Raw genomic sequence first — 24894 nt, forward strand, 5'->3', positions numbered from 1 at the left:
GGGGAGCTGGTGAGGACTCCTGCCTTCCCACCATGGCGGCGCCGGGGAGCCGGCGACGCGATTGCAACGGAACCGCCGCGATCTACAACGGATAGGTCGGACCGGACCCCACGTGCTGCGGCTGAGTGAACTGAAGCTGCCGCTGGACCACAGCGAGGCGGATCTGCCGGCGGCCATCTGCCGGCGACTGCGCATCGCTCCCCAGCAGCTGCGCGAGCACAGGCTGGTGAAGCGCAGCGTCGATGCCCGCCGGGGGCAGCCGATCCGGCTCGTCTACAGCCTCGATCTGGTGCTGGATGTCTCCAGCCGCGAGGAGGAGCGCCTGCTGCGCCGGTTCAGCGGCGACCCCCACCTGCGGCCCAGTCCCGACACCACCTACCGGTTCGTCGTTCCGCCTGCGGTGGAGGGCGAGGTCGGCCGGCGGCGGCCGGTGGTGGTCGGGGCCGGACCCTGCGGCTACTTCGCCGCCCTGCTGCTGGCCCAGATGGGGCTGCGGCCGCTGCTGCTGGAGCGCGGCCAGGCCGTGAAGCGCCGCACCGCCGACACCTTCGGGTTCTGGAAGGGGCAGCTCCCCTTCAACCCCGAATCCAATGCCCAGTTCGGCGAGGGCGGTGCCGGCACCTTCTCCGACGGCAAGCTCTACAGCCAGGTGAGCGAACCGAAGCGCTACGTGCGCAAGGTGCTGGAGGAGCTGGTGGCGGCCGGAGCCAATGCGGACATCCTCACCCTGCACCGTCCCCACATCGGCACCTTCAAGCTGGCCACGGTGGTGCGGGGGCTGCGCCGCCGCATCGAGGAACTCGGGGGCGAGGTGTGGTTCGAGAGCCGGGTGGATGAGCTGATCTGCCGGGCCACCGACCGGCAGGTGGAGGCGGTGGTGCTGGCCGATGGGCGCCGCATCGCCACCGACCACGTGGTGCTGGCGGTGGGGCACAGCGCCCGCGACACCTTCGCCATGGTGCAGCGGGCGGGGGTGGCGATGGAGGCCAAACCCTTCGCCATCGGCCTGCGGATCGAGCACCCCCAGCTCCTGATCGACCGGGCCCGCTGGGGGGAGGCGGCGGGCCACCCGCGCCTGGGACCCGCCGAATACAAGCTCGTGCACCACTGCACGGGAGCCGGACTGGAGGGCCGCAGCGTCTACAGCTTCTGCATGTGCCCCGGAGGCCTGGTGGTGGGAGCCACCTCCGAGCCCGGCGCCGTGGTGACCAACGGCATGAGCCAGCACTCGCGCAACGAGCGCAACGCCAACAGCGCCCTGGTGGTCAACGTGGCGCTGGATGACCTCAGGCCCTACGGCCAGGGTGCCGACGACCCCCTGGCCGGTGTGGCCTTCCAGCGCCACTGGGAAGCCCGGGCGTTCGCCGGCGGTGGCGGCAGCTACCGGGCACCGGCCCAGACCGTTGGAGACTTCCTGGCGGGCAAAAGCCGGTGTGGCCCCGTTGCCGCATCGGCGGGCGTGCTGCCCTCTTACCAGCCGGGAGTGTGCTGGGCTGATCTGAGCGCGTGTCTGCCCGCCCCCGTGGTGGCTGCCCTACGGGAGGCCCTGCCGGCGTTCGAGCGCCGTATTCCGGGCTTCACGACGGCGGAGGCGCTGCTCACGGGCGTCGAGACACGCACGTCGTCTCCCGTGCGGATGCCGCGACACGCCACCAGCCTGGAGAGCCTCAACACGCCAGGGCTCTACCCAGGCGGCGAGGGAGCCGGCTATGCCGGCGGCATCCTCTCGGCGGCCATCGATGGCATCAAACTGGCGGAACAGGTGGCCCTGGCGCTGCAGTCTGGGCCTTCCCGCCCTTGAGCCAAGCCTCGCGCAGCCCCCGTCTCACTCGTCCTCCTCCTCCGAACCGAGCGGCATCAGGCGGATCTGCTTGCGGCCCAGCTTGATCTCGAACTCATCGCCGGGCTTGAGGCCGAGCAGGTCGGTGTAGGCCCGCCCCACCATCAGATTGCCGTTGAACTGCACCTTGGTGGAGAAGCTGAGCTTGCGGCCCCCCTTACCGGTGGATGGGGAGCTGCTGAATTCCACCCCTTTGGCACTGAGCAGGGCCTCGTAGAAAGCCGTGAAATTCAGTCGTTCCGAGCCGTCCTTCTTGGTGGAGACATACCCGCAGGCCCTGACAAGATCCGATTTGCCAACGTCGCCAAGCTCCTTGACTTTATTGAGAAGATCGGTTCCGGTCAGCATAGTAATGCGTATGCACTGCCTGCATTATTACCATCCAAACAACGCTTTAGCAAGGTCGTCAACACAATCATGAGGCTGCAGGTTGTCTGGTTCAGACGCGATCTTCGGCTGGGAGATCACCCTGCACTGCATCAGGCGGCTTCGGAAGGCGCGGTTCTTCCCCTGTTCATCCTGGATCCGGCGCTGTTGCAGCACCCGGAAACCGGCGTCGCCAGAGTGGGAGTGCTGCTCGACAGCCTCGCGGCCCTCGAGCGGGATCTGCAACGGCTTCAGTCGCGGCTGCTGGTGCGCTGGGGCGAGCCCGCCGCCAGCCTGCTGGCCGTGGTACGGGCCTACGGGGCCGATGGTGTGATCGCCCATGTGGACAGTGAGCGCATCGTCGGACGGGTGCGGGATGCCCGGGTGCAACGCCACCTGGAGGAGGCGGGGGTGCCCCTGCGCTGGGTCGAACCCCCGGGGGGGCTCGAGGCCCTGGTGCCCTACCCCGCCTACCGGCGGTTCTGGCATGGGGCGATGGCGGCCGAACCCCTGCCCCCGCCGCCAAGGCTGGCCACTCCCCCACCCCGGGCCGAGGAGCCCCGCTCAGCCGTACCGACCCTGGAGGCGCTCGGGCTGGTCGAGGACGGCAAGCCCCGCCCCCCAGCGGGCAGCGCGGCGGCCCTGCAACGGCTGCAGGCGTTCTGCCGGCAGGAGGTCGCGTCCCGCTACTACTGGCAGCTCAGCTACCCCGCGGCCCGCGCCAGCTCCGGCCTCAGCCCCTACCTGAAGTTCGGCGTGGTCACCCATCGCCAGTGCCTGCACGCGATTGCCCCGCTGCGCCACGGCGACACCGGCCGGCAGCGCAGCTGGCGCCAGCTGGTGAGCCGCCTGCGCTGGGGTGCCGGCATGGCCCAGCGCTTTCGCTACCTGCCCCAGCTGGAGCTGGAACCCCTGTGGCGCTGCCACCGCCACGATGCCGCGCTGACCGGGGCCCAGGAGGAGATGTACCGGCGCTGGCAGGAGGGGAGCACGGGCTTCCCGATCGTCGATGCCGCATCCCGCTGCCTGCTGGCCACGGGCGGCTGGCGCGACCTCAACTTCCGCAGCCGCGCCATCCACGCCAGCTTCCTCACCAACCTCTGCGGCATCGACTGGCGCTACGGCGCCCTGCACTACATGCGACACCTGCTGGACGGTGATTGCCCGATCGACCACTACCAATGGGCCATGCAGGCCGGGGTGACGGTGGGCGGAACCGGGGGGTGGACGCGGATCTACCACCCCGGGCAGGTGGCGGTGGACCGCTGCGATCCCCACGGCATGTTCATCCGCCGCTGGCTGCCCGAGCTGGCCGAACTCACCAATGATCAGCTGGGCATGCCTCCGGCCATGGCGGGCTATCCGCCACCCATGCTCGACTACGACACGGCCAGGCGCGCCCGTCTGCAGGCGCTCGAGGCGCGACGCCAGAGCTGGACCCGAGGCGGTTTCAGCCCGATGCCGGCCGACCTGACGCCCTTCGGGGCGGAGCGGTTCGCGGGGGGCGAGACGGACTGGTGCCGCAGCCACAGCCTGCTGCCTGTGCCCGTGGACATCGACAGCCTGGATCGGGAGGAGCTGAGGGCTCTGGAGAGCTGGTTCGTGATGGGCCGCACGCCGGGCGGCCAGCGCCGCCGCAACGGCAGCGCGGCGCAGCAGCTCAGCCTGTTCGGAGCGGGCTGAGCGGCAACCGGACTGGGCCGGGTGGGATCAAGTGCCCGCCCCGCCCTCGTCAGCCCTGGGACACGATCCCGCTCCACTGCACAGCCTTCACCTGGTCGCGGCGCCAGGAGTGGAACAGCTCCGGCTCCGCCGCCGTGCAGAGGGGACACGTGGCGATCTGCTCCGGCAGCAGTCCAAGCCGCTGCAGCTGGCCATGGGTGGCCGCACGGATGTCGAGCCGATCCCGCCCAGGCTCCGGGTCGCTCAGCAGGGCGCCGCAACCGCGCAGGGCGTCCAGGGCCTGCTCCGGCTCACTGGGGGATGGATCCAGGCCCAGGGCCACCTGTTGGCTCACCTCCCGGAGCACCTGGTAACGCTGGCCGCCGATGGCGGGGCCCATAGCGACACGCAGATCCTCCAGGCGGGTGCCCGCCTGCAGCAGCAGCTCCACAGCCGCCGGCACGATCCTGCCGGCCACGCCGCGCCAGCCGGCATGGCAGGCCGCCACCCGTCCGGAGGCCCCATCGGCCAGCAGCACGGGCGTGCAGTCGGCACCGCAGACCCAGAGGCTCTGGGCACCGGCGTCGCTGGCCAGGCCGTCCGCCTGGGGCCGCGGTTCAGCGGCCGCCTGGCTGGCCGGCAGCACGAGGGATCCGTGCACCTGCACGGTGCGGTGCACGGTGACGCCCGCGCTGAGGTAGCCGGCCAGCACACCCGGCAGCCTTCCCTGCCACTGGCGGCTGAAGAATCCGTGCTCGAAGTCGGCCAGCAGGTCGCACTGCAGGTAGTAACCGCCGTAGCACCCCACCCAGGTCCAACCCGGAAGGGCATTGAAACCGGCGTCGGGGCGATCGAACGGCGCCGCGACCGCCTCAGCCATCGGGCAGATCCCGCAGCAGCCAGAAGCCCTCGAACCGCTGGTCGCTCTCGCGGGCCTGCACGGCGATGAACTGCAACCCGCCCGCCCGCTCGCGGGCTTCGCCGAACGCCTGGCGGGCCGCCTCGGCTTCCGGCGCGGGCAGCGTGGCCAGCAGCCAGCGATCCTCCAGGCCCGCCTCCAGCACCAGCTGGCGCTCCACGATCTCCAGGCGCACGGGCTCCAGACCCGCCAGCCAGCCGGCCAACGCCAGGGCCCGGCTGGCGCTGAACAGGCGCAGACCCGGCACCGGCGCTTCCGGCTCAGCCCCCTCCGGCAGGGGCACCAGGCCGGCGAATCCGGTGTCCCAGTCCCGGGCCCCCGCCAGGGCGCTGACGGGCAGGGTGGCCCAGGCCCAGCTGTCGCCGCGGGCGGCTTCCGGCAGGGGCACCGGCACCGGCCGGATCGCCTGGGGAGGTGGTGCCAGCGGCCCTGCCATGTAGCCCTCCTCCTGGGGATACACCTCCCGTTCCCGCTGCTGGAGCCAGCTCACCAGGGCGTAGGTGCGGCGGCTTGGGATGAGCTCGAGACCGAGTCCTTCGGCCGCACGCTGCACCATCGTGCGCATGGAGGCACGCCAGCAGCGCAGCCTCCGGGGCGGCGCAAAGCCCTCGGCGGCCGCCTGCTCCTGGGCGAGCTGCAGCGATTCCCGCAGCCAGATGGAGTTCACGCTCGAGGCGGGACAGGCCCGCATCCAGCGGAACCCATCCGCCAGGAGGCGGCCGTCTGCGGCAACCGCCGGGGTGGAGCAGATCAACAGCTCCCAGCGCTTCTTGCCGTCGGGCTCGAGGATCGGCCTCGAGTAGAAGTCGAGCTCCCAGTCGGGGCCGACGCCCTGGATCACACCTGACGGCGCGGCAGAGCCGGTCTCACGCACCCCCGTCATCCGGCGTTCTGCTCCTGTTGCCGCAGCACGGACCGGGCCCGGTTGGCCCGGTCGGCGGCCTCGGCCATCACCCGATCCTTCTCCACCAGCAGTTCACCGGGCTGGCCCTCCAGCAGGGCCGTGTTCAGGGCGATGCGGCCCCTGCCGGGATCGAGATCGGTGATCAGGGCGCTCAACCGCTCGCCCTGGCTGAAGGCCTCACGCAGATCACGCAGTTCGGCGCCGGTGACGCAGCTGTGGTGGAGCAGTCCGCTGATGCCGCCGAGGTCAACGAAGAAGCCATAGGGCTTCACGGAGGCCACAACGCCCTCCACCAGCTGACCCACCTCCAGTTCCGCAAAGCGGGCGGCTGTGGCGGCCCGCTTCTCCGAGAGCACGAGCTTGCGGGTGTCGGGGTTCACCTCCAGGAAGGTGACCCCGAGGGTCTTGCCCACCAGGGCCTCGTGGTTGTCACCCTCCTGCAGCTGGGAGCGGGGGATGAAGCCCCGCAGGCCCTCGAGGTCACAGGTGACGCCACCGCGGTTGAAGCCATTCACCTTGACCTGCACCACCTTGCCCTCCTTCTCCAGGGCGCGCACCTTCTCCCAGCTCTGACGCAGGGCGAGGGCGCGGGCGCTCACGGTCACCATGCCGTCGGCGTTCTGCTCCCGGGTGACGAGCACCTCCACCCGGGCGCCCTTGGGGAAGCGCTCCTTGAGGTTGGTGATCACGCCCAGCCCGGCCTCCTTCTTGGGCATGAAGCCCGGCGCCTTGCCGCCGATGTCCACGTACACCCCGTCGCTCTCCAGGCCGATCACCTCGCCGGTGACCACCTCACCGGTGGTGCCGACGAAATCCTGCTCGTCGAGGGCGGCCAGGAAGGCCTGCTCGTCGAAGTCGAACTCATCCACGCTGCGGCTCACGCCCTGGCGGGGGGTGGGGGCGGGCCGTTTCTGGCCGGCGGCGGCATCCGGCCCCAGCAGGTCGGCCATGGTGAGGCCCTCCATGGCCCCCATGTCGAACAGGTCGTCATCGCTGCGGGGCTGGGGCCGCTGCGGCTCCCGCACCGGCTGCTGGGGGGCAGCGGCGGCTGGTGGCTGGGGCGCCACCGGCCCGGCTGCCGGGGCCTCCGAGGCGGACCCTTCAGCCGCGGGCTCGTCCTTCTTGATCATCAGCACCTGGGGAGGCTTGCGCTGGGGAGAGCCGGCCGGGGGTCGTGGCGCTCCCGGTGGCACAGGCCGGGTGGACGGGGCTGGCGGTTGATTGCCGGTTCCGGCCATCTGCGGTGGGGCTGACAGCATCACACTGTAGGGATCGGATTCTTCGCCGACCGAGCCACCCCAGCACCGCCCTCCGGGCGGGGAGTCCTCCGCCATGCCGCCCCAGCCCAAGACCCGCACCTACCCAGGGCAGCCGCGGGAGCTGATGGCCCTGCCCTGGCCCCAGGTGCAGGCCGCCGCCAGCCAGGCCGGCAGCACGGTGATCTGGCCGTGGGGTGCCCTCGAGCAGCACGGTCCCCAGCTGCCGCTGGGCACCGATGCCCTCTTCGCCGACCGGGTGGTGAATGCCGTGCTGGAGCGGCTGCCGCCCGAGCGGCCGATCTGGAGGCTGCCGCTGCAGAGCATCGGCTTCTCACCGGAGCACCAGGGGTTCTGCGGCACCCTCAGCCTCAGCGCCGGCCAGGTGGTGGATCTGGTGATGGCGGTGGGGGGGCAGCTGGCCGCGGCGGGCTTCAGCCGCCTCCTGCTGCTCAATGGCCATGGGGGTCAGATCGGTCTGCTGCAGGCCGCCGCCCGCCAGTTGCGGGCCTCGGCGCCGCAGATGGCGGTGCTGCCCTGCTTTCTCTGGAGCGGCCCGGAAGGGGTGGCCGCCCTGCTGCCCGAGGCTGAACGCCGGCATGGTCTCCATGCCGGCCTGGCGGAGACGAGCCTGATGCTGCACCTCGCCGCCGAGCTGGTGCTGCCGGAGCGACCGTGCGACGGCCTCAGCGCAGAACCCCCACCCCAGGGGTGGAGCCTGGAAGGAGCGGCCCCGTGCGCCTGGCTCAGCTCGGATCTGAGCGCCAGCGGGGTGATCGGCGACAGTGCCGGGGCGAGCGCCGAGCTGGGCGCCGAGCTGTTCGAACGGCTGGTGGACGGCTGGGTGCGCCGCTGCGAGAGCCTGCTGACGAGCCGCTGGCCGCCCACCGCGTCCCTGGCGGCCAAGGACTCTGCCAACGGCCACGGGTCCTGACGCCAGCCCGGATCAGCCCGGGGTGGTTACAGTCTGGCCACTGCCTCGCGTTCAGGAGTCCCATGGCGTCTGTTGCCCACCCTGCTGTCGCCGAACAGCCCACCGACACCACAGCAGCGCTGGCCGACGGACTTCCCGACTTTGGCTGCGCCGCCTACAAGGATGCCTACAGCCGCATCAACGCGATCGTGATCGAGGGCGAGCAGGAAGCCCACGACAACTACATCGCCCTGGGCACCCTGATCCCTGAGCAGGCGGAGGAGCTCGCCAAGCTGGCCCGCATGGAGCTCAAGCACATGAAGGGCTTCACCGCCTGTGCCAACAACCTGGGCGTCACGGCGGACATGCCCTTCGCCAAGGAGTTCTTCGCCCCGCTCCACGGCAACTTCCAGAAGGCCCTGGCCGAGGGCAAGGTGACCACCTGCCTGCTGATCCAGGCCATCCTGATCGAAGCCTTCGCCATTTCCGCCTATCACATCTACATCCCCGTTGCTGATCCCTTCGCCCGGCGGATCACCGAAGGGGTGGTGAAGGACGAATACACCCATCTGAATTACGGCCAGGAATGGCTCAAGGCCAACCTGGCCGAGGTGCGGGACGAACTGGAGCAGGCCAACCGCGACAATCTTCCCCTCGTGCGCAAGATGCTGGACCAGGTGGCAGGAGATGCGGCCGTGCTCCAGATGGACAAGGAGGATCTGATGGCCGATTTCCTCAGCTCCTACCAGGAAGCCCTCATGGACATCGGCTTCACGGGCCGCGAGATCGCCAAGCTGGCGGCTGCCGCTCTGGTCGGCTGACCGGCGGCCCCACGCTCCCATGGGAGGATGTAGCGTCCGCGACATCCTCCCGCATTCCGCATGTTCGGCCTGATCGGTCACTCAACCAGCTTTGAGGAGGCACGGGCGAAGGCTCGCTCCCTTGGTTTTGACGAGTACGCCGACGGTGACCTCGACATGTGGTGCGCGGCCCCTCCCCAGCTGGTGGAGAGGGTGGAGGTGACCAGCCGCACCGGCAAGGTCATCAAGGGGGCCTACATCGATTCGGTCTTCGTGCCCGAGATGCTGCGCCGTTTCAAGACGGCCAAGCGCAAGGTGCTCAAGGCCATGGAACTGGCGCAGCGCTCCGGCATCGACATCACGGCTCTGGGCGGGTTCACCTCGATCATCTTTGAGGACATGAACCTGCTGCGGGAGGAGCGGGTGAGCGCCGTTCACCTGGACTGGCAGCGCTTCACCACCGGCAATACCCACACGGCCTGGGTGATCTGCCAGCAGGTGGAGCGCAATGCCTCCCAGCTCGGCATCGATCTCTCCACCGCCAAGGTGGCGGTGGTGGGAGCCTCGGGCGACATCGGCAGTGCGGTCTGCCGCTGGCTGCAGCGCCGCGGTGTCGGTGATCTGCTGCTGGTGGCCCGGCGGCCCCAACCCCTGGTGGAGCTGCAGGAGAACCTGGGGGAGGGCAGGATCCTCGCGCTGGAGGAGGCCCTGCCGGAGGCCGACGTGGTGGTGTGGGTGGCCAGCCTGCCCCAGAGCCTGCAGATCGACACGACCACCCTGAAACGGCCCTGCCTGATGATCGATGGCGGTTACCCCAAGAACCTGGACGCCAAGGCCGCTGCCGAGGGCATCCACGTGCTCAAGGGCGGCATCGTGGAGTTCTGGCAGGACATCGGCTGGCAGATGATGGAAGTGGCCGAGATGGCCGTGCCCCAGCGCCAGATGTTCGCCTGCTTCGCCGAGGCCATGCTGCTCGATTTCGAAGACCTGCACACCAACTTCAGCTGGGGGCGCAACAACATCACCCTCGCGGCGATGGACCGGATCGGCGAGGCCTCCCTGCGCCATGGTTTCGAGGCCCTGGGTCTGCAGCATGCCGGCGCCGTGTCACCAGCCCTTGCCGCTGCCTGAGCCTCCCCCCTGAGCCCCTCAGCCTCAGGTTTCCCTGTCCCGACGCATCGCCACCCCATGGCCCGCCGCGCTCTCCTGGAGTTCGAGAAACCGCTGGTTGAGCTGGAGGACCAGATCGAGCAGATCCGCCAGCTGGCCCGCGATTCCGAGGTGGATGTGAGCCAGCAGCTGCTGCAGCTGGAAACCCTGGCCACCCGCCGGCGCAAGGAGATCTTCGACAGCCTCAGCGCCGCCCAGAAGATCCAGGTGGCCCGCCACCCGCAGCGCCCCAGCACGCTGGACTACATCCAGCTGATCACCGACAGCTTCATCGAACTGCACGGCGACCGGCGCGGATCCGATGACCAGGCCCTGGTGGGTGGCGTGGGCCGGCTCAACGGCATCAGTGTGATGCTGCTCGGCCACCAGAAGGGACGGGACACCAAGGAGAACGTGGCCCGCAACTTCGGCATGGCCTCCCCTGGGGGCTACCGCAAGGCCATGCGGCTGATGGACCATGCCGATCGCTTCCGCCTGCCGATCCTCACCTTCATCGACACCCCGGGGGCCTACGCAGGCGTGCTGGCCGAAGAACAGGGCCAGGGGGAGGCCATCGCGGTGAACCTGCGGGAGATGTTCCGGCTGCGGGTGCCGATCATCGCCACGGTGATCGGCGAAGGGGGCTCCGGGGGCGCCCTGGGGATCGGCGTGGCCGACCGGCTGCTGATGTTCGAGCACAGCGTGTACACCGTGGCCTCCCCGGAGGCCTGTGCCTCCATCCTCTGGCGCGATGCGACCAAGGCACCGGTGGCCGCTGAGGCGCTCAAGATCACCGGTCCGGATCTCCTGCAGCTGGGCATCGTGGATCAGGTGCTCCCCGAACCGTCCGGGGGCAACCACTGGGCCCCGCTCCAGGCCGCCGAAACGCTGAAGAAAGCCCTGCTGCACCACCTCTCGGATCTGCGATCGCTGGGCGAATCAGAGCTGCAGGCCCAGCGCTACGAGAAGTTCCGGCGTCTTGGCAAGGTGCTCGAACCCGGCACCCCAGAACCCTCCCTGAGCTCTTAAGGTTCCTTTCGGGATCAGCGGCTCGCCGCCCCGAGGCTGGATTCCCAGCTCCTGATCCTTCCCCGTTCTTTGTCCCCGGCTCAAATTTGCCCACCGTTCTGATCACCGGAGCCTCCCGCGGGATTGGGGCGGCAGCGGCCCGCCGCTTCGCTGCGGAGGGTTTCAACCTGCTGCTGGTCGCCAGAAGCTCCGACGCCTTCAGCCGCCTGGCCGCCTCCCTCGGCGGTCATGGCGCCAGGGTGGAGTGCGCGGCTCTCGACCTGGCAGAGGCCGAAGGTCTGCCGGCCGGCATCGCCGAGCTCTGCTCCCGGGGCATGGAGCCGGACGTGGTGATCAACAACGCCGGCATGGCCTACACAGGGGAACTGGCGGCGATGCCGCTGGAGCAGTGGCAACGGCTGCTTCAGCTCAATCTCTCCGCGGTGTTCCAGGTGTGCCAGTGCGTGATCCCGCGCCTCCGGGCCCGAGGTGGCGGCCACATCATCAACGTGAGCAGCCATGCGGCCCACCAGGCCTTTCCGGAGTGGGGGGCCTACTGCGTGAGCAAGGCCGGGCTGGCCTCGCTCAGCCGCTGCCTGGCCGCTGAAGAGCGGAGCCACGGCATTCGGGTCAGCACGCTCACCCTGGGTGCGGTGAATACACCACTCTGGGATAGTGAAACCGTCCACAGTTCCTTCGATCGGCGTGCCATGCTTGACCCTGAGCGGGCCGCCGACGCCCTGCTGTACCTGGCCCAACAGCCCGCCACCCAAGTGGTGGAAGATCTGACCCTCATGCCGGCCGCCGGCGCGCTCTGACCATCCTTATGACTTCAACCCTACCCTCCAGTTTCAGTACCACCGGCTCGGCCCCTGCGGCCATGCCGCTGCCCGTTTCCCTCAGGATCCGCGATCGGCTCGAGAAGGCTGGTGCTTCCTTCTTCGCCAACGACAACATCGCCGATCACCTGCTCGAGGGTGAACTGGATCAGCTGGAGATCGAGGTTGCCGGCAAGGTCCGTGAGCTGCTGCGCAGCCTCGTGATTGACATCGACAACGATCACAATACCGAGGAAACCGCTGAGCGGGTCGCTCGGATGTACCTGCAGGAGGTGTTCAAGGGTCGCTACCACCAGCAACCCAAGATCGCCAGCTTCCCCAATGTGAAAAAGCTGGATGAGATCTACACCGTCGGCCCGATCTCCGTACGCTCAGCGTGCTCCCACCACCTGGTGCCCATCCTCGGCAACTGCTGGATCGGCATCAAGCCCGGTGAGCATGTGATCGGCCTCTCCAAGTTCTCCCGGGTGGCGGACTGGGTGTTTTCCCGGCCCCACATCCAGGAAGAGGCGGTGATGATCCTTGCCGATGAGATTGAGCGGCTCTGCAAGCCCCAGGGCCTGGCGATTCTCGTCAAAGCCCAGCACTACTGTATGAAGTGGCGGGGTGTGAAAGAACCCCAGACCAGCATGGTGAACTCCATCGTGCGAGGTGATTTCCGCCATGATCCCAGCCTCAAGGCGGAGTTCTTTGAGCTGGTGAAGCAACAGGAAGCCCTGCTGGCCACCTGATTCCACGCCATCGGGAAGCTCCTGCGGAGCGCGGCCCTGCGCTTCACGTGCAGGCCTCGCGCCCGGAGTGCAGGTGCCGCTCAGACCGCAGACCGCACGGCGGCCACCAGAGCGGCGACCCGCGCCAGATCCTTGTCGGCCGGTGAGCGCTCCACACCGCTGGAGACATCCACCCCCGTGGGGGCCACCCGCTGGAGAACGGCACCGACCCGCTCGGGACTGATGCCTCCCGCCAGCCACCAGGGCAAAGGCGCACACCACCCCTCGATCCAGTCCAGGGGAAGGCGATGGCCGGTGCCCCCGAGCTGATCCGGAACGTAGGCATCGAGCAGCAGGGCATCCACATGGCCGCGGTAGGCATCGGCCAGGGCCAGATCGGCTCTGGAGCGGATGCGGAAGGCCTTCCAGATCCGGCAGCCGAGCCGTTGCCCCAGGGTGCTGCAGCGCTCCGGTGTTTCCCGGCCATGCAGCTGCAGGATGCGATGGCCGTGGGCAGGCTCGAGGTCAGCGAGGTCGGCGTCGTCGGGGTCGGCCACCACGAGCACACCGGTGCATGCGGGGGCCGCTTCCCCCACCGCCGTGAACAGCCGGGGGCGCAGGGCCGGGGCCACATAGCGGGGCGAGCCCGCCACCCCGATCACCCCGATCGCGTCCACCCCCAGGGCGGCCACGGCAGCGGCCTGGGCTGGATCCCGCAGCCCGCAGATCTTGATCTGGGTGGGAAGGCGGGAGGACAACGGGGTGGCGGGCCGCATCGGGAGCGGATCAACGCCGCCCTTTCTAGGATCAGCAGTGGAACGACCGGCCCGGCACCGGCACCGTGATGTTACAGCGTGGGTGAGGGTTGGCAGCTGATGAAGATCCGCGGGATCCCCTTGCGGATTCACCCCAGCTGGTTCGTCATCCTCCTGGTGGCCACCGCGGCGTTCCAGCAGCTCTACACCAACACCCCAGCCCTCAAGGGTGGGGCGGTGGGGGAGGCAGGTCTCTGGGCCCTGGGCCTGGGAACGGCGGTGCTGCTGTTCGTGTCGGTGCTGCTGCACGAACTGGGCCATTCCCTGGTGGCCATCAGCCAGGGGGTGAAGGTGCGCAGCATCACCCTCTTCCTGCTGGGCGGCGTGGCGAGTGTGGAACGGGAATGCAGCACCGCCATCGGAGCCCTACTGGTGGCCGCCGCCGGACCCGCCGTGAGCCTCGGGCTGGGCATCTCCCTGCTGGCCAGCAGCCATGCCGCCAGCCACCTGGCCCCCTGGCTGGGGGTGATGGTGGCCGAACTCGGGACGCTGAACATGGTGCTCGCCCTGTTCAACCTCCTGCCGGGCCTGCCCCTCGATGGCGGCTTGATCGTGAAGGCCCTGGTGTGGCAGGCCAGCGGCAGCCGTCGCCGGGGCATCGAGGTGGCCAATGGCTGCGGCCGGTTCCTGGCCTACCTGGCCATGGGCCTGGGCACCGTCCTGCTGCTGCGCGGTGGTGGTATCGGCGGTGCATGGCTGATCCTGCTGGGCTGGTTCGGTCTGGGGGCCGTGCGCAACCAGCAGCAGATGCTCGTGCTTCAGAACGCGCTCAACACCCTGCAGGTCAAGGATGCCGCCCGCCGCCGTTTCCGGGTGCTCGAGGCCGACCGAACCCTGCGGGATGTCAGCCGGCTTCGGCTGGCCGAGCCCAGCCCGGTTGGGGAGGCGGACTGGTTGCTGGTGTGCGAGCGGGGCCGCTGGCGCGGCGTGATCGACGATGCGGCCCTGCAGGAGATTCCCGTGCAGCGCTGGGACACCGACCGCATCGCTGACCATCTCAAGCCCCTCGCCAGCCTGCCCTCGATCCCGGAAGCGGCGCCGCTCTGGCAGGCCGTCCAGCTGCTGGACACCGACCAGACCAGCCGGTTGCTGGTGATGGGGCCGGCCGGCCTCCCCAGCGGAACCCTGGAGCGGCCGGACCTCGGTGAAGCCGTGCTGCAGAAGCTCGGCCTGAAGCTGCCCGCCCCCCTGCTGGAGGCGGCCCGCCGCCAGAACATCTATCCCCTTGGGCTTGCCCTTCCCCAGGTGGTGCGCAGCATGGTGGCCTCCGGCGAAACCAGCTCAGCCCCTGAACCCGGCAGCTGAGCTGGCGCCATCCTCCAGGTGGTGGAGCGCCACCGCAGCCAGTTCAGCGGCCCGCAGCGGCTCCGGCAGGTCCAGGCCACACCGGAAGGGCAGGGCGTCGCGGGCAGCCTCCAGCAACAGCCGCTCCAGCTCCTCGCCCTGGCAGGGGAGGGGGGGCAGCGCCGGAGGCGGGCTGCCGAACACCTGCTGCCAGAGCCGCGGCGAGGGCGCCAGCTGGATCGCGCCATGCTGAAGCAGCCGGCCCGCACGCCAGAGCTGGGCACTGCCCACCCGCTTGCTGCCATCGCCATGCACCAGATCGGCAGCGGTGCCGAGCGCGAAGCAGTTCGGGGAATCCAGGTGGCCACCCGCCGGGGTGGTGCCGAACATCAGGGGCTGACCCAGCCGCCGGAAGGCCTCCTGCAACCAGGCACTGGCCGCCCCGTAGGCCTCCACCCGGCGCCGGGGAGGATCGGGCCACACCAGGGCATAGGTGAGATCGCCGCCATGCAGCACGGCTCGCCCGCCACTGGGACGGCGGACCAGGTCGATCGTGCCGGCGGCGCCCAGCTCGCGCCAGTGGCTGGGGTATCGGCGCTGGTGCCGCCCCAGCGACAGGGTGGGACGCCGCCAGCGGTAGAGGCGGAAGGCAGGACGGGGCTGCTCCAGCAACCAGGCATCGAGGGCCATCTGCCAGGCGCCGCCCAGGCAGGTGGTGGGCAGCCAGCGACCAGGCGGTCTGGGCCCGGTGCTAGGCGTCTCCATCGATCGGCCGCCAGAAGGCCGCATCCACCTCCAGCCCCAGCACGGCCGCCATCTGCACCAATCCCTGGCGGCACTGGAGTCCGCAGCCTCGGCACCAGGCATCCAGAAGGAAGAGGCGGTGGGTGACCCACAGCTCCAGGGCCTCGGGCGCGAAGCGGATCCCCTCCCCGCGGCTGAACCCGTGGGGCAGCAGCATGGCCACGTGGCGGGTGAGCTGGCCGCTGCTGCGCTCGATCAGCAGGGGCAGCCAGGGCATCGACGCGTCGGCCCGCAGGCACCAGAGCCGGACTTCGGGAATCTCGGACAGTTCGCGCGGATCATCGGGCTGGCGCGGCCAGTCGAAGCTGAGGCCGAGGCTGCCGCTCCGCTGCAGCAGCTGCTCGGGCGGCAAGGCCGCCCAGGCCGCCAGGGGGGAGAGGTCGAGGGCCGCGATGGCCGCGGCTCCGACCAGCACGGGCCCCGGATCGGTTGCGGAAGCCAGGGGCGGGGTGGGCATCAAGAGCTGTGACAGCAGGGAGGGCGGGGCTGGACCGTAGCGGGACCAGCGCAAAGAATGGTGCCGTCACGTTCTGTTGTGTGCCCCCATGGTCTCCGCTCTCAACCAGGCCGAGGTTCTGATCGCTCTCGTGGTGGCGGCCCACGCCGGAGTCCTGGCGGTGCGCCTCTGCTTCACGCTTTACAAGGCCTGACGGCCGTCACGCCTCGCGCGGCTGTCCTGCGGGCCAGAGCCAGACCCTTGGCATGGCCCCCCCGACCCGCTAGAAGCAGTCCACTCTCCACGGCTCCCACGTTGGCTCCTGCGCTCCGGCCCGCCCCCTCCCCACGCCCGGCCAGGCCCGCCACGTCACCGCTGGCGGCCGTGGGACCCTGGCCCGCAGGGACCAGCAGCAGTTCCAGGCCAGCCCCCGCCTCAGCCGCGAGCCTGTCCTCGGCGGCCAGCCTGTCCTCGGCGGCCAGCCTGTCCATGGAACGGCGGGAGCTCATCTGCAGCGTGGTGGGCCTCACGGTGAAGACGGGGCTGGCCATCGTGGCGGCGGTCAGCCTGGTGCGCCTGGCCGTGGCCTACCAGGACCGCATGGAACGGCAGGGGGAGCTCTCGGCGGTGCTCCAGATCGAAGAGGCCAAGCTCGCCAAGGCGAGGGAGCGGTTCGACCAGCTGTTCACCGTGGAAGGGGAACAGCACCTGATCCGCGAGCAGAACCAGTGGATCGCACCGGATCGCCTGCGCGTGGTCTGGAAGCAGCAGGCCCCATTTCCTTCTGTTGAGCAGGACCGGCCTGGCCCCGGGAAACCCTGAGCCACTCCGTAAGTTGGGCGCCTGTCCACCCTGCCCTCTTCCATGGCCGCCGCCCCGCCCCCCGGAACGGTCCTGATCACCGGCACCACCTCAGGAGTGGGTCTCCATGCCACCAAGGCCCTGGTGGACCGCGGCTGGACCGTCGTGACGGCCAACCGCGATCCGGTGCGGGCGGCCGCGGCGGCCGAATCCCTCGGCATCGCCTCGGACAACCTGCACCACCTGCGGATCGACCTGGGTGATCTGGACAGCGTGCGAGCGGGAGTGGAAACCCTGGTGTCGTCACTGGGACGCCCCCTCGATGCCCTGGTGATCAATGCCGCCGTGTACAAACCTCGGCTGAAGCAGCCCGAGCGGTCGCCCCAGGGATATGAGCTGTCGATGGCCACCAACCATCTGGGCCACTTCCTGCTGATCCAGCTGCTGCTGCCGGATCTGGAGCGCTCCACCCACCCCTCACGCCGGGTGGTCATCCTTGGCACCGTCACCGCCAACTCCAAGGAACTGGGTGGCAAGATCCCCATTCCAGCCCCGGCCGACCTCGGGGATCTCTCCGGCTTCGCGGCGGGCTTCAAAGCGCCGATCGCCATGGCCAGCGGCAAGGCCTTCAAGCCCGGCAAGGCCTACAAGGACAGCAAGCTCTGCAACATGATCACCACCCAGGAGCTGCACCGCCGTCTGCACGCCAGCACCGGAATCGTGTTCACCTCGCTCTACCCAGGCTGTGTGGCGGATACGCCGCTGTTCCGGAACACGCCGCGGCTGTTCCAGCGGATCTTTCCCTGGTTTCAGAAGAACATCACGGGCGGCTACGTGAGCCAGTCCCTGGCCGGTGAACGGGTGGCCCAGGTGGTGGCGGATCCTGAATTCGCTGTCTCCGGAGTGCACTGGAGCTGGGGCAACCGCCAGAAACGCGGCGGTCGCCAGTTCAGCCAGGAGCTCTCCGACAAGGCCAGCAATCCGGAGACAGCCCGCAAGGTGTGGGAGTACTCCCGCAAGCTGGTGGAACTCAGCCCTGAATCGGTGGTCAAGGCCTGAATCGCTGGTCGAGGGATCGCGCCCGCTCAGAGACGGCGGCGGAAGCCGTCGCTGAAACCCGGGTTGGAGGTCTCGGCCTTGCTGAGCTTCCACACATTGCGGCTGAGCCGTCGGGCCCTCAGACCGCCACGCTCGACCACCGAGGCGCCGGGTCGTGCACCGAGCAGCACCGTCACCTCCGCGGTGCTGAGCGGCGCCCCTGTCTGCAGAGCCAGGTTCACCAGTTCGAGCCGCTGGCGCAGGGCAGCCAGATCGGCGCTGCCGCCGTCCTCCACCTCGTTCCACACCCAGGGGAGTTCCGCGGCGGACCCCGCCATTTTCTGCATCAGGCCCAGACCAATGAAGGCCAGGGCCTGCTCCGGCTTGATCCCCTGCGCCGAAGCGGCCGCCATCCAGTCGGGCAAGGGCAGCTGGCCTTCCGGCATGGGATCGGCCTGGGTGGTGGTGGCGTGGGCTGTGCTGCGCTTGGCGGCCATGGCGCTCCGATCGGGTTGAGCGGAAGGTATCGGCTTCCAGCCCCGGGGCAAGGGCGAGCCGGCCCGAGGCGACAGGTAAAGTCGCCCCAACTCCCGCCGGGGCGAGCAGCGCCGGCATGGCGCCGCCAACCCAGCCTCCACACCCCGCCCCCACGCTCAGCCACTGGCGCATCACGAGGAGAATCAGCCCACCCCATGCCCTCCAGCCCGCTCAACCCAGACGATCGGGCCCCACGGCAACGACGCGGCAGCTACCTCGGCGGAGGGCGTCTGATCACGGGCACTGCGGTGGATCGGGACAGCTCCGGCGCCAGCTGTGTGATCACCACGGACAGCGAAGGCAGCCGGCTGGCGCGGCAGAACAGCCACGTGCAGTCCATCGAGCTGCGCACCTACGTGTTCCTCGACTCGCTGCAACCCCAGCTGGCCGCCTACATGGGCACCGTGAGCCAGGGCTTCCTGCCGATCCCTGGTGATGCCTGCCTGTGGCTGGAGGTTTCACCCGGCATGGCGGTGCACCGCGTCACCGACATCGCCCTGAAGGCCAGCACCGTGCGGCTGGGCCAGATGATCGTGGAGCGGGCCTTCGGCTCGCTGGCGCTCTACCACCGCGACCAGAGCAACGTGCTCCACTCCGGTGACGTGGTGCTCGAGGCCATTGGCAACACCGTCGAACAGCGCAGCCGCTGCGAGGTGAGCTGGACGGAGATCATCCGGGCGATCACGCCCGACCACGCCGTGCTCATCAACCGGCAGAACCGGCGCGGTTCGATGATCCAGGCCGGCATGAGCATGTTCATCCTGGAGACCGAGCCCGCCGGCTATGTGCTGATCGCCGCCAACGAGGCCGAAAAGGCCTCCAACATCACGGTGGTGGACGTGAAGGCGGTGGGAGCCTTCGGCCGCCTCACCCTGGCCGGCCGCGAAGGCGACGTGGAGGAGGCCGCCGCCGCCGCCATGCGGGCCATCCACCACATCAACGCCACGGCCCGAGGCTGAGGGGCCTCCGGGCTGCTCCGGGCCCTTGGCAGCCTTCAGGAGAGCCCGAGCAGGGCCTTCAGCCCTGGGGCAAGCTGGCGGGCGGCCTTGCCGCGGCTGCCGAGCCGCAGGCGCTGATGCTCGCCCATCTGGGCGTAGGTGCAGGCCGCCTCCCGCACGTAGAAGATCGGGTCGTAGCCAGGGCCTTGCCCCTGGGGGGCGTCCAGCACCACCCCGCGACAGACCCCTTCGGCCTCCAGCCGCACGGTCCCGCTGGGATCCGCCAGGGCCATGGCGGACACAAAGCTGCCGCTGCGGTACGGGGTGTCGCCAAGTTCGGCCAGGAGCCTGGCCACCCGCTCGGGATCCGTGGGGGCGTAGCGGGCGGAGAAGAGACCCGGCGCGCCGCCCAGGGCATCCACCTCGATGCCGGAGTCGTCGGCCAGGGCCCAGTGGCCGGTGCGCACCGCCGCAGCGCTCGCCTTGATCCTGGCGTTCTCGCCGTAGGTGGCGCCGGTCTCCTCCACCTCGAGGTCGCGCGGCTGGGGGCAGACCTCCAGGTCCAGGGGCTGGAGCATGGCCCCGATCTCCCGCACCTTGTGGGGATTGCCAGTGGCGATCACCAGGGTGGGCAAGGGCTCGGCTCGGATGCCGGCATTGTCTCCCAGAGCAGGGCCCCCGAAGGAGGGATCGGCGGGGTTGAACAGTCCACCCCTGGGCAGGTACGGAGCTGGAAGCTCAGCGGCAAGTCCAGGCGAAGCCGATCCGCTTTCAGGCTAGGGAGGACGGCCAGCGGGCCGGTGCCGGGGCATTTCATGTCAGCGGCAGCAGACCGACTGCGCCGACTGGGTCGCCAAGCAAACACTAACGAAATGTGTGGGATGGATCAGCCGTGCTTATGAGTGCCGACATAAACGGTGATGACCCAGGCGGCGCTTTTGCTTGACGGAGGGTTTGGCGGCGGACCATGGTTGCCTGCGAACATTCCACCCCCTCCTCCAGGAGCAGGTAATGGCTAACGAAACCATGGGCATCGCCCTCGGCATGATTGAGACCCGCGGTCTGGTGCCCGCCATCGAAGCGGCTGACGCCATGACCAAGGCTGCCGAAGTACGGCTGATCGCCCGCGAGTTCGTCGGCGGCGGCTATGTGACCGTGATGGTGCGGGGCGAGACCGGTGCTGTCAACGCCGCGGTGCGGGCCGGTGCCGATGCCTGCGAGCGCGTGGGCGACGGTCTGGTGGCCGCCCACATCATTGCCCGCCCCCACCGCGAAGTGGAGCCTGCTCTGAGCGGCAGCGCCGGTTTCGTGGGTTCCAAGGACTGAGGCCGCTGAACGCCTGAGGCGTTCCCCTCGTCATCCCTTTACCGACCCAACCGGAGAAACTCCATGAGCAAGAAGTACGACGCCGGGGTCAAGGAGTACCGCGACACGTATTGGACTCCTGATTACGTCCCCCTCGACACCGACCTGCTGGCCTGCTTCAAGTGCACAGGCCAGGAAGGTGTGCCCAAGGAAGAGGTGGCTGCCGCCGTGGCCGCTGAATCCTCCACCGGCACCTGGTCCACCGTGTGGTCCGAGCTCCTCACCGACCTCGACTTCTACAAGGGCCGCTGCTACCGCATCGAAGACGTGCCGGGCGACAAGGAGGCGTTCTACGCCTTCATCGCCTATCCCCTCGACCTGTTCGAAGAGGGTTCGGTGACCAACGTGCTCACCTCCCTGGTGGGCAACGTGTTCGGCTTCAAGGCCCTGCGCCACCTGCGCCTGGAAGACATCCGCTTCCCGCTGGCCTTCATCAAGACCTGCATGGGTCCTCCGAACGGCATCCAGGTCGAGCGTGACCGGATGAACAAGTACGGCCGCCCCCTGCTGGGCTGCACCATCAAGCCGAAGCTCGGCCTGAGCGGCAAGAACTACGGCCGTGTGGTGTACGAATGCCTCCGCGGTGGTCTCGACTTCACCAAGGACGACGAGAACATCAACTCCCAGCCCTTCCAGCGCTGGCAGAACCGCTTCGAGTTCGTGGCTGAGGCCGTGCGGCTGGCCCAGGAGGAAACCGGCGAGAAGAAGGGGCACTACCTCAACTGCACCGCCGCCACTCCGGAGCAGATGTACGAGCGGGCTGAGTTCGCCAAGGAACTCGGGCAGCCGATCATCATGCACGACTACATCACCGGTGGCTTCACGGCCAACACCGGCCTGGCGCACTGGTGCCGCAAGAACGGCATGCTGCTCCACATCCACCGCGCCATGCACGCGGTGATCGACCGCCATCCCAAGCACGGCATCCACTTCCGGGTGCTGGCCAAGTGCCTGCGCCTCTCCGGTGGTGACCAGCTCCACACCGGCACCGTGGTGGGCAAGCTCGAGGGTGACCGCCAGACCACCCTGGGCTTCATCGACCAGCTGCGCGAGTCGTTCGTGCCGGAGGACCGCAGCCGCGGCAACTTCTTCGATCAGGACTGGGGTTCGATGCCCGGCGTGTTCGCCGTGGCCTCCGGCGGCATCCACGTGTGGCACATGCCGGCCCTGGTGGCGATCTTCGGCGACGACTCCGTGCTCCAGTTCGGTGGTGGCACCCACGGCCACCCCTGGGGTTCGGCCGCTGGCGCCGCCGCCAACCGGGTGGCCCTCGAGGCCTGCGTCAAGGCCCGCAACGCCGGCCGGGAAATCGAGAAGGAGAGCCGCGACATCCTGATGGAAGCCGCCAAGCACAGCCCCGAGCTGGCCATCGCCCTCGAAACCTGGAAGGAAATCAAGTTCGAGTTCGACACCGTCGACAAGCTCGACGTCCAGTGATCGCGCGCTGAGGGGAGCGGCAGCGCGGCCCACGCCAACCTGCCTCCCCCGGTAAGCGGCACCAGCCTCCATCCATCCCATCCACCACAGGATCCCCATGCCCTTCAAGAGCACCGTGGGTGACTACCAAACAGTCGCCACCCTGGAGACCTTCGGCTTCCTCCCGCCGATGACCCAGGACGAGATCTACGACCAGATCGCTTACATCATTGCCCAGGGCTGGAGCCCGCTGATCGAGCACGTGCACCCCAGCCGCTCGATGGCCACTTACTGGTCGTACTGGAAGCTCCCCTTCTTCGGCGAGAAGGATCTCGGCGTGATCGTGAGTGAACTCGAGGCCTGCCACCGCGCCTACCCCGACCACCACGTGCGCCTGGTGGGCTACGACGCCTACACCCAGAGCCAGGGTGCCTGCTTCGTGGTGTTCGAGGGCCGCTGAGCGCCCCTACCGGATCACCACTCCTCCGCGGTTCCTGGATCCTCAGGAACCGCACCCCTTCCCGCCGCAGGTCTGACCCCCCGGCCGTGAGCCCAGCCGTTCACAGCCAGGGAGCCAGGCAGTCCGATTCCAGAGCCCCCAGCCCCCGTGCTGCCGGCCCTGACCTCGGAGCTGCGGCCTAACCACAGCGACCTTCGACGACGGGCGGACATGGCCAGCACATCCAGCCGGGAAGCAGCGCTCGAGCGCCGCCGGGCCCTCACCAACGGTGGCAAGAAAGCCGCAGGCCGGTTCATCTCGAGCCCGAGCCGGGTGCGCACCGCCGCTGATGTGCGTCTCAGCCGCCCCGCCGGCCAGGCAGCGCCTGCCCCCTCCGGTCCCCAGACCTCCGCCCCAGCCCAGGTCGCCGCCCCCAGCACCGCTTCCGCCCCCCGCGGCCGCAGCGCTCTGAGCCTCAGCGCCCCCGAGCCGGGACGCCGCAGCGAGCCAAAGCGGCTGATGAACCGCAGCCGCGAGCTCGCCCTGGCCCGCCGCGAGGCCCTCACCCAGAAGGGCAAGCGGGCCAACACCTCCCGGGACCGCACCCGCACGGACCTTGGCCGTGAGCTGACCCGGGGCACCGGCTCGACCGCTCCGGCCCCGGCCCCGGTGGCGCCATCCGCCGCGAAGCCCTGCGGCTGCAAGGACCGCAGCAGCGAAGCACCCGGCCTGAACCTGTCGGGTGGCCTGGGCAGCTCAGGCCGCAGCCAGGCCTCCCAGCGCCCCTCCATCCGGCGGGCGCAGGCCCAGCACAACCCCAGCCGGGCCCTGGTGCTCGCCCGCCGCGAAGCCCTCTCCAAGCGCGGCAAGTCCGCCAACGCCCCCACCAACAGCACGGCCGCTTCCGTGGCCCGGCAGGGCAACCCGGACATCAGCACCCGTGAACTCGCCCAGAAGGTGCGCGAGCTCAAGGCCAAGGTGGGCAGCGCCGGCTCCAGCCGCAGCGGCTGCACCCGGCCCACGGGCCCGAACCGGCACGGGGCCCGCCAGGCGGCCGCCGCCGACGCCCACTGGAAGGTGGGCATGAGTGAAACCAGTTCCGGCCAGGTGGTGACCGGCACCCAGGCCAACCGCTCGCCCAAGACCACCGGCAACGAGGCCGCCACCTGTCGGGCGATCACCGGCACCGAGTACCTGGGTGCCGAGGTCTTCCAGACCTTCTGCCAGAGCGAGGCACCCCGGCTGCAGCCCGCCAAGGTGCGGGTCACGGCCACCACCCACGGCAACCGGGTCACCGGCAACGAGGTGGGTCGTTCCGAGAAGGTGACCGGGGATGAGCCCGGCACCTGCAAGATCATCACCGGCACCGAGTACGTGTCCGCCAACCAGTCCGCCAGCTACTGCGGCACCACCAACCCCAGCCCCCGCAAGGTGGGCCGCAGCCAGACCCTGGGCGGCCAGCCCGTGTCCGGGGTGATGGTGGGCCGATCCGAGCGGGTCACCGGCGACGAACCGGGCTCCGGCCTGCAGCTCACCGGCGACCAGTACCTGGGCGCCGAGCCCCCCGCTCCGGGCCGGGCCCCCAGCAAGGTGGAGAGCCTGCAGACCCTGCGGGGCACGGGCGTCACCGGCACTGCCGTGGGTCGCAGTGAGCGGGTCACCGGCAACGAGCCGGGCAGCTGCCGGATCATCACCGGCGACGAGTACATCGGCACCCAGCAGTACGAGAGCTTCTGCGGCGTCAGGCCCGCGCCCGAGGCCCCCAAGGTGGGCTTCAGCGTCACCAACCGGGCCCAGGTGGTGAGCGGCACCCGCACCGGCCGCAGCGACAAGGTGACCGGCGATGAGCCCGGCACCTGCAAGGCCGTCACCGGCACGCCCTACGCCGGCCTGGAGCAGGCCTCCGACCACTGCCCCACCCCAGCCGTGCGCACGATCCGGGAACGCACTCCGGTGCGGGGCTCCAGCCGCATGAGCGGCATCCAGCCGGGCATCGGCGGCGTGATGACCGGTGCCGAGCGCGGCGCCTGCGAGGCCGTCACGGGTACTCCCTACGTGGGTGCCGACCAGCTGGCCGCCGCCTGTGGCGCCGCCAGCAGCGGCGACGCCGACTTCCCCCAGCCGCTCGAGAGTGCACCCTGGCAGCAGTTCAGCGTGCAGTCGCCGGCCCGGGCCGCCCAGGTCGCCCGCCAGGAGAGGTCGGGAGTCACCGGCAACAGCTACGAGCAGGGGGGGAGGATCACCGGCCCTTTCGACATGGCCGGTGACAAGGTGACCGGCACCGAACACTTCCGTTTCGACCGTCGCGGCCCGCAGCTGTCGCGCGGACCGATCCAGACCAGCGTCATGTCGGCGGCACCGGTGAGCGTCGATGAAGACGCCAGGCCCACCTCCCGGGTGACCGGCGAGGGGATCTCCGCCGGCCTCAAGATCACGGGCGACGACTGGGACCGGGGTGAACGGGTCACCGGCACCGAAGGCAGCTCGGCCCGCCGGCGCAACCCCACCCGGGTGGGCCCGATGAGCGCCATGCCCGGCTTCCAGTCCAAGCGCAACGAGGAGGTGCCCGAACCGGTGAGCCGGGTCACGGGCTCCAGCGGCAACACCCAGGCCGGATCCCTGATCACGGTGTCCGGCGGCGCCCGCGGCTGATCG

The 24894-nt window shown here is 69.6% G+C and carries 26 protein-coding genes; 17 read left to right on the forward strand and 9 right to left on the reverse strand.

Annotated elements, in window-relative coordinates; all coding sequences use genetic code 11:
- The first annotated feature begins 112 nt into the window (after window positions 1-112).
- Window positions 113-1801 (forward strand): NAD(P)/FAD-dependent oxidoreductase, encoded by a 1689-nt coding sequence (locus CBM981_RS03845; RefSeq protein WP_087067337.1) that lies wholly within the window; start codon window positions 113-115, stop codon window positions 1799-1801.
- 24 nt (window positions 1802-1825) lie between these two features.
- Here the strand turns inward: CBM981_RS03845 and CBM981_RS03850 are convergent, their stop codons facing one another.
- A complete protein-coding gene (locus CBM981_RS03850) occupies window positions 1826-2188 on the reverse strand; it encodes an AbrB family transcriptional regulator (protein WP_087067338.1) in 363 nt (120 codons plus the stop codon).
- A gap of 69 nt (window positions 2189-2257) precedes the next feature.
- Between CBM981_RS03850 and CBM981_RS03855 the strand changes: the two genes are divergently transcribed.
- Window positions 2258-3889, forward strand: a complete 1632-nt coding sequence (locus tag CBM981_RS03855; RefSeq protein WP_087067339.1) for an FAD-binding domain-containing protein — start codon at window positions 2258-2260, stop codon at window positions 3887-3889.
- Window positions 3890-3938: 49 nt separating this feature from the next.
- Here CBM981_RS03855 and pgeF read toward each other — a convergent pair whose 3' ends face one another.
- The 3 genes from pgeF to CBM981_RS03870 are packed head-to-tail and all read right to left on the reverse strand — an operon-like array spanning window position 3939 to window position 6929.
- Complete coding sequence (gene pgeF / locus CBM981_RS03860) at window positions 3939-4748, reverse strand: peptidoglycan editing factor PgeF (protein ID WP_087067340.1); 810 nt, start codon at window positions 4746-4748, stop codon at window positions 3939-3941.
- Window positions 4741-5670, reverse strand: a complete 930-nt coding sequence (locus CBM981_RS03865; RefSeq protein ID WP_087067341.1) for a Tab2/Atab2 family RNA-binding protein — start codon at window positions 5668-5670, stop codon at window positions 4741-4743. Before CBM981_RS03865 ends, pgeF begins: the two co-directional genes overlap by 8 nt.
- On the reverse strand, window positions 5667-6929 hold the full coding sequence (locus CBM981_RS03870) for a S1 RNA-binding domain-containing protein (protein WP_087067342.1): 1263 nt from the start codon (window positions 6927-6929) through the stop codon (window positions 5667-5669). Before CBM981_RS03870 ends, CBM981_RS03865 begins: the two co-directional genes overlap by 4 nt.
- 94 nt (window positions 6930-7023) lie before the next feature.
- Here CBM981_RS03870 and CBM981_RS03875 point away from each other — a divergent pair, with 94 nt between their 5' ends.
- The 6 genes from CBM981_RS03875 (at window position 7024) to folE (ending at window position 12387) form a co-directional block, all read left to right on the forward strand.
- A complete protein-coding gene (locus CBM981_RS03875) occupies window positions 7024-7881 on the forward strand; it encodes a creatininase family protein (protein WP_087067343.1) in 858 nt (285 codons plus the stop codon).
- A gap of 62 nt (window positions 7882-7943) precedes the next feature.
- Complete coding sequence (locus tag CBM981_RS03880; protein WP_157665321.1) at window positions 7944-8681, forward strand: aldehyde oxygenase (deformylating); 738 nt, start codon at window positions 7944-7946, stop codon at window positions 8679-8681.
- 60 nt (window positions 8682-8741) lie between these two features.
- Window positions 8742-9791 (forward strand): long-chain acyl-[acyl-carrier-protein] reductase, encoded by a 1050-nt coding sequence (locus tag CBM981_RS03885; RefSeq protein ID WP_087067344.1) that lies wholly within the window; start codon window positions 8742-8744, stop codon window positions 9789-9791.
- A gap of 57 nt (window positions 9792-9848) precedes the next feature.
- Entirely contained in the window at window positions 9849-10838 is a 990-nt protein-coding gene (locus CBM981_RS03890) for an acetyl-CoA carboxylase carboxyltransferase subunit alpha (RefSeq protein ID WP_087067345.1), read from the forward strand.
- An 86-nt stretch (window positions 10839-10924) separates the two neighbouring features.
- The gene (locus CBM981_RS03895; RefSeq protein WP_087067346.1) at window positions 10925-11635 is read left to right on the forward strand and encodes an SDR family oxidoreductase; all 711 of its coding nucleotides are present in this window, start codon (window positions 10925-10927) and stop codon (window positions 11633-11635) included.
- Between the two features lie 8 nt (window positions 11636-11643).
- Window positions 11644-12387 carry a GTP cyclohydrolase I gene (gene folE / locus CBM981_RS03900; protein ID WP_087067347.1) on the forward strand — a complete coding sequence of 248 codons (744 nt, stop codon included), beginning with the start codon at window positions 11644-11646 and terminating at the stop codon, window positions 12385-12387.
- Window positions 12388-12467: 80 nt separating this feature from the next.
- Here folE and CBM981_RS03905 read toward each other — a convergent pair whose 3' ends face one another.
- The gene (locus CBM981_RS03905) at window positions 12468-13142 is read right to left on the reverse strand and encodes a phosphoribosylanthranilate isomerase (RefSeq protein WP_087067348.1); all 675 of its coding nucleotides are present in this window, start codon (window positions 13140-13142) and stop codon (window positions 12468-12470) included.
- Between the two features lie 78 nt (window positions 13143-13220).
- Here CBM981_RS03905 and CBM981_RS03910 point away from each other — a divergent pair, with 78 nt between their 5' ends.
- Window positions 13221-14486 (forward strand): site-2 protease family protein, encoded by a 1266-nt coding sequence (locus CBM981_RS03910; RefSeq protein ID WP_087067349.1) that lies wholly within the window; start codon window positions 13221-13223, stop codon window positions 14484-14486.
- Here CBM981_RS03910 and CBM981_RS03915 read toward each other — a convergent pair.
- A complete protein-coding gene (locus CBM981_RS03915; protein ID WP_087067350.1) occupies window positions 14463-15230 on the reverse strand; it encodes a hypothetical protein in 768 nt (255 codons plus the stop codon). The two genes, CBM981_RS03910 and CBM981_RS03915, sit on opposite strands and share 24 nt — an antisense overlap.
- Entirely contained in the window at window positions 15217-15726 is a 510-nt protein-coding gene (locus CBM981_RS03920) for a CRR6 family NdhI maturation factor (RefSeq protein ID WP_172820806.1), read from the reverse strand. Before CBM981_RS03920 ends, CBM981_RS03915 begins: the two co-directional genes overlap by 14 nt.
- 88 nt (window positions 15727-15814) lie before the next feature.
- Between CBM981_RS03920 and psaM the strand changes: the two genes are divergently transcribed.
- From psaM to CBM981_RS03935, 3 genes are all read left to right on the forward strand, one after another.
- Window positions 15815-15919 (forward strand): photosystem I reaction center subunit XII, encoded by a 105-nt coding sequence (gene psaM / locus CBM981_RS03925; protein WP_087067351.1) that lies wholly within the window; start codon window positions 15815-15817, stop codon window positions 15917-15919.
- Window positions 15920-16194: 275 nt separating this feature from the next.
- Window positions 16195-16527, forward strand: coding sequence for a hypothetical protein (locus tag CBM981_RS03930; RefSeq protein WP_157665322.1), 333 nt, complete (start codon window positions 16195-16197; stop codon window positions 16525-16527).
- Between the two features lie 42 nt (window positions 16528-16569).
- Window positions 16570-17565 carry a protochlorophyllide reductase gene (locus tag CBM981_RS03935; RefSeq protein ID WP_087067352.1) on the forward strand — a complete coding sequence of 332 codons (996 nt, stop codon included), beginning with the start codon at window positions 16570-16572 and terminating at the stop codon, window positions 17563-17565.
- A 26-nt stretch (window positions 17566-17591) separates the two neighbouring features.
- Here CBM981_RS03935 and CBM981_RS03940 read toward each other — a convergent pair whose 3' ends face one another.
- The gene (locus CBM981_RS03940) at window positions 17592-18041 is read right to left on the reverse strand and encodes a hypothetical protein (protein ID WP_225867517.1); all 450 of its coding nucleotides are present in this window, start codon (window positions 18039-18041) and stop codon (window positions 17592-17594) included.
- 195 nt (window positions 18042-18236) lie between these two features.
- On the opposite strand from CBM981_RS03940, the gene CBM981_RS03945 reads away from it, so the two are divergent.
- Window positions 18237-19040, forward strand: coding sequence for a BMC domain-containing protein (locus CBM981_RS03945; RefSeq protein WP_225867518.1), 804 nt, complete (start codon window positions 18237-18239; stop codon window positions 19038-19040).
- Between the two features lie 35 nt (window positions 19041-19075).
- Here CBM981_RS03945 and CBM981_RS03950 read toward each other — a convergent pair whose 3' ends face one another.
- Window positions 19076-19654 carry a non-canonical purine NTP pyrophosphatase gene (locus CBM981_RS03950; RefSeq protein ID WP_087067353.1) on the reverse strand — a complete coding sequence of 193 codons (579 nt, stop codon included), beginning with the start codon at window positions 19652-19654 and terminating at the stop codon, window positions 19076-19078.
- Between the two features lie 376 nt (window positions 19655-20030).
- Between CBM981_RS03950 and CBM981_RS03955 the strand changes: the two genes are divergently transcribed.
- The 4 genes from CBM981_RS03955 to CBM981_RS03970 all read left to right on the forward strand — a co-directional run bounded on the left by CBM981_RS03955 (window position 20031) and on the right by CBM981_RS03970 (window position 24891).
- Window positions 20031-20345 (forward strand): BMC domain-containing protein, encoded by a 315-nt coding sequence (locus tag CBM981_RS03955; RefSeq protein ID WP_006909739.1) that lies wholly within the window; start codon window positions 20031-20033, stop codon window positions 20343-20345.
- A gap of 63 nt (window positions 20346-20408) precedes the next feature.
- The gene (locus CBM981_RS03960) at window positions 20409-21821 is read left to right on the forward strand and encodes a form I ribulose bisphosphate carboxylase large subunit (protein WP_087067354.1); all 1413 of its coding nucleotides are present in this window, start codon (window positions 20409-20411) and stop codon (window positions 21819-21821) included.
- Window positions 21822-21918: 97 nt separating this feature from the next.
- Window positions 21919-22260 (forward strand): ribulose bisphosphate carboxylase small subunit, encoded by a 342-nt coding sequence (locus CBM981_RS03965; RefSeq protein WP_006910831.1) that lies wholly within the window; start codon window positions 21919-21921, stop codon window positions 22258-22260.
- Between the two features lie 210 nt (window positions 22261-22470).
- Entirely contained in the window at window positions 22471-24891 is a 2421-nt protein-coding gene (locus CBM981_RS03970; RefSeq protein WP_172820807.1) for a CsoS2 family carboxysome shell protein, read from the forward strand.
- The last annotated feature ends 3 nt before the right edge of the window (window positions 24892-24894 follow it).

Source organism: Cyanobium sp. NIES-981, assembly GCF_900088535.1.
In the GTDB taxonomy this organism is placed as follows: Bacteria; Cyanobacteriota; Cyanobacteriia; order PCC-6307; family Cyanobiaceae; genus NIES-981.

Bases quoted from the DNA above. Each gene is read 5' to 3' on its own strand.
- CBM981_RS03850 (WP_087067338.1), bottom strand. From the start codon at position 2,188: ATGCTGACCGGAACCGATCTTCTCAATAAAGTCAAGGAGCTTGGCGAC.
- CBM981_RS03855 (WP_087067339.1), top strand. From the start codon at position 2,258: ATGAGGCTGCAGGTTGTCTGGTTCAGACGCGATCTTCGGCTGGGAGAT.
- pgeF (WP_087067340.1), bottom strand. From the start codon at position 4,748: ATGGCTGAGGCGGTCGCGGCGCCGTTCGATCGCCCCGACGCCGGTTTC.
- CBM981_RS03865 (WP_087067341.1), bottom strand. From the start codon at position 5,670: ATGACGGGGGTGCGTGAGACCGGCTCTGCCGCGCCGTCAGGTGTGATC.
- CBM981_RS03870 (WP_087067342.1), bottom strand. From the start codon at position 6,929: ATGGCCGGAACCGGCAATCAACCGCCAGCCCCGTCCACCCGGCCTGTG.
- CBM981_RS03875 (WP_087067343.1), top strand. From the start codon at position 7,024: ATGCCGCCCCAGCCCAAGACCCGCACCTACCCAGGGCAGCCGCGGGAG.
- CBM981_RS03880 (WP_157665321.1), top strand. From the start codon at position 7,944: ATGGCGTCTGTTGCCCACCCTGCTGTCGCCGAACAGCCCACCGACACC.
- CBM981_RS03885 (WP_087067344.1), top strand. From the start codon at position 8,742: ATGTTCGGCCTGATCGGTCACTCAACCAGCTTTGAGGAGGCACGGGCG.
- CBM981_RS03890 (WP_087067345.1), top strand. From the start codon at position 9,849: ATGGCCCGCCGCGCTCTCCTGGAGTTCGAGAAACCGCTGGTTGAGCTG.
- folE (WP_087067347.1), top strand. From the start codon at position 11,644: ATGACTTCAACCCTACCCTCCAGTTTCAGTACCACCGGCTCGGCCCCT.
- CBM981_RS03905 (WP_087067348.1), bottom strand. From the start codon at position 13,142: ATGCGGCCCGCCACCCCGTTGTCCTCCCGCCTTCCCACCCAGATCAAG.
- CBM981_RS03915 (WP_087067350.1), bottom strand. From the start codon at position 15,230: ATGGAGACGCCTAGCACCGGGCCCAGACCGCCTGGTCGCTGGCTGCCC.
- CBM981_RS03920 (WP_172820806.1), bottom strand. From the start codon at position 15,726: ATGCCCACCCCGCCCCTGGCTTCCGCAACCGATCCGGGGCCCGTGCTG.
- psaM (WP_087067351.1), top strand. From the start codon at position 15,815: ATGGTCTCCGCTCTCAACCAGGCCGAGGTTCTGATCGCTCTCGTGGTG.
- CBM981_RS03930 (WP_157665322.1), top strand. From the start codon at position 16,195: ATGGAACGGCGGGAGCTCATCTGCAGCGTGGTGGGCCTCACGGTGAAG.
- CBM981_RS03935 (WP_087067352.1), top strand. From the start codon at position 16,570: ATGGCCGCCGCCCCGCCCCCCGGAACGGTCCTGATCACCGGCACCACC.
- CBM981_RS03940 (WP_225867517.1), bottom strand. From the start codon at position 18,041: ATGGCCGCCAAGCGCAGCACAGCCCACGCCACCACCACCCAGGCCGAT.
- CBM981_RS03945 (WP_225867518.1), top strand. From the start codon at position 18,237: ATGCCCTCCAGCCCGCTCAACCCAGACGATCGGGCCCCACGGCAACGA.
- CBM981_RS03955 (WP_006909739.1), top strand. From the start codon at position 20,031: ATGGCTAACGAAACCATGGGCATCGCCCTCGGCATGATTGAGACCCGC.
- CBM981_RS03960 (WP_087067354.1), top strand. From the start codon at position 20,409: ATGAGCAAGAAGTACGACGCCGGGGTCAAGGAGTACCGCGACACGTAT.
- CBM981_RS03965 (WP_006910831.1), top strand. From the start codon at position 21,919: ATGCCCTTCAAGAGCACCGTGGGTGACTACCAAACAGTCGCCACCCTG.
- CBM981_RS03970 (WP_172820807.1), top strand. From the start codon at position 22,471: ATGGCCAGCACATCCAGCCGGGAAGCAGCGCTCGAGCGCCGCCGGGCC.